The organism is Streptomyces sp. SID11385 (genome assembly GCF_010548245.1).
Taxonomy (GTDB): domain Bacteria; phylum Actinomycetota; class Actinomycetes; order Streptomycetales; family Streptomycetaceae; genus Streptomyces.
In genome coordinates, this window is the sequence record NZ_JAAGLR010000086.1 from 1 (window position 1) to 1,906 (window position 1,906).

The following is a 1,906-nucleotide window of genomic DNA, read 5'->3' on the forward strand; positions in this document are numbered from 1 at the left end:
GGCCGGGGCCTCGCGCGACGGGCTCGCGGTGCGGGCCGAGGTGCACGACGAGACGGGCGCGGGCCCGGCCGTGCTGCCGGAGCGGGTGGCATCGGCGCTGCTGCGGACGGCGCAGGGCGCGCTCGCGAACGTACGGGAGCATGCCCGCGCCCGTACCGCGACGCTCACGCTCACCTTGCTCGACGACCTCGCGTTCCTGGACATCGCCGACGACGGCAGGGGCTTCGTCCCCGACCTGGGGGCGCACCCTCGCGGGCCGCGCGGCCACGGCCTCCCCGCGACGCGTGCGCGTCTGGAGCAGTTGGGCGGGACGCTTTCGGTCGAGTCGGCGCCGGGCGAGGGGACGGTCCTGACGGCGCGGGTCCCGTTGCACGGGCCGCAGGGGGACGGGGACGCGGAGCGCACGTTCTCCCGGCCGGCGACAGAGCCCGCGACGGAACAGACGACCTCCACCCAGCCCCCACCCGAAGGACCCCCCTCATGACGGACGCCGCGACCGACGCGCCGACGCACGACACCCCCGTGCGTCTCCTCCTCTGCGACGACCACGCCGTCGTGCGGGCCGGGCTGCGCGCGCTGCTCGCGAGCGCGGCCGGGATCGAGGTGAGCGGGGAGGCGGGGAGCGGTGAGGAGGCGGTGGCGCTGGCGGCGAAGCTCCGGCCCGACCTCGTCCTGATGGACCTCCAGCTCGGGCCGGGCATGGACGGGGTCGAGGCGACCCGGCGTCTGCTCGCGCTGCCCGCTCCGCCGCGCGTCCTCGTCCTCACGACGTACGACACGGACGCGGACGTGGCGCGCGCGGTGAACGCGGGCGCGACGGGCTACCTCCTCAAGGCGGAGCGCCCGGAGGAACTCTTCGCGGCGGTCCACGCGGCGGCGCGGGGCCGTACCGCGCTCTCGCCGCCGGTCGCCCACCGCGTCCTCGCCCACCTGCGCGCGCCTCGCCCCGCGCTGACCCCCCGCGAGCGCGACATCCTCGCCCAGCTCTCCCAGGGCCTCGGCAACCGCGACATCGCCCGCGCCCTCCACATCAGCGAGGCCACGGTGAAGACCCACCTGGGCCGCGTCTACCAGAAACTGGGCGTGGACACACGGGCCGGAGCGGTGGCGGTGGCGAAGGAGCAACGGCTCCTGGAATGAAGGGGCTTCGGCTGCCGAGCGGGCCGATCCTGCCTCACAGCTCCCCGGAATCGACGGTGAATCCCACGGGGTCGGGGAGCGGTACGGGGTCGCCGATCTTGTAGGTCGTCTTCTGGCGGTAGTCGTCGCCGGAGGGACGGGTGCAGACGAGGATGTGGTCCGCCTCGCGATCGACGACCAGGTAGACGGGGATACCGGCCCGCGCACAGCCACGGATCTTGCGCACTCGGTCGTTGGCGGCCGTGGAGGAGGACGTCACCTCGGCGGCGAGCAGGACGGGCGCGGGGTCGTGCCATTCCTGGCGGTCCGCGAAGCTTCCGCGCGGGGCGAGGACCAGATCGGGAATGACGCGCCCGCTGCCCGGGGCACCGGGGACGCGGAGCCCGATCCCGGTGTACCGGGCGAGGTCGCGGCGGTGGTCCCGGGCCTGACCGCTCAGCTCCGACACCATCTCCTCGTGCTCGCCGTTCGCCGGTGGTGTCACGTGGATTTCCCCTTCGACCAGCTCCACGCGCCAGCCCTTGGGGGCGGCGGCGCTGAATACCTCGAAGGCGGCGTCCACCGAGGGGGCCGGCAGGCTGGAGTCGGCCAGCTCGGCCAGGAGGGACGCACGACGCGCCCACTGGTCCGGCTCGGCCGACGTGGACGCGTACTCGGGTACCGGCTCTGCCACGGCGAACCTCCTTTGCTTTCGGCGACAGTCTTCAGCGTATGCGGAGAACGCATACGCGAAGCCGAAGCCCTTCACCCGGACCGGGCACGGCCC

Annotated in this window: 3 protein-coding genes; 2 read left to right on the forward strand and 1 reads right to left on the reverse strand. The window is 74.3% G+C overall.

The window, feature by feature from the left end; translation table 11 throughout:
• Window positions 1-484: ATP-binding protein (locus G3I42_RS03075; RefSeq protein WP_343244434.1), on the forward strand; the 484-nt coding region annotated here is incomplete at its 5' end.
• On the forward strand, window positions 481-1,140 hold the full coding sequence (locus G3I42_RS03080; protein ID WP_164282305.1) for a response regulator transcription factor: 660 nt from the start codon (window positions 481-483) through the stop codon (window positions 1,138-1,140). The genes G3I42_RS03075 and G3I42_RS03080, both read left to right, overlap by 4 nt.
• 34 nt (window positions 1,141-1,174) lie before the next feature.
• Here G3I42_RS03080 and G3I42_RS03085 read toward each other — a convergent pair whose 3' ends face one another.
• Window positions 1,175-1,741, reverse strand: coding sequence for a Uma2 family endonuclease (locus G3I42_RS03085; protein ID WP_164282306.1), 567 nt, complete (start codon window positions 1,739-1,741; stop codon window positions 1,175-1,177).
• Window positions 1,742-1,906: the final 165 nt, after the last annotated feature.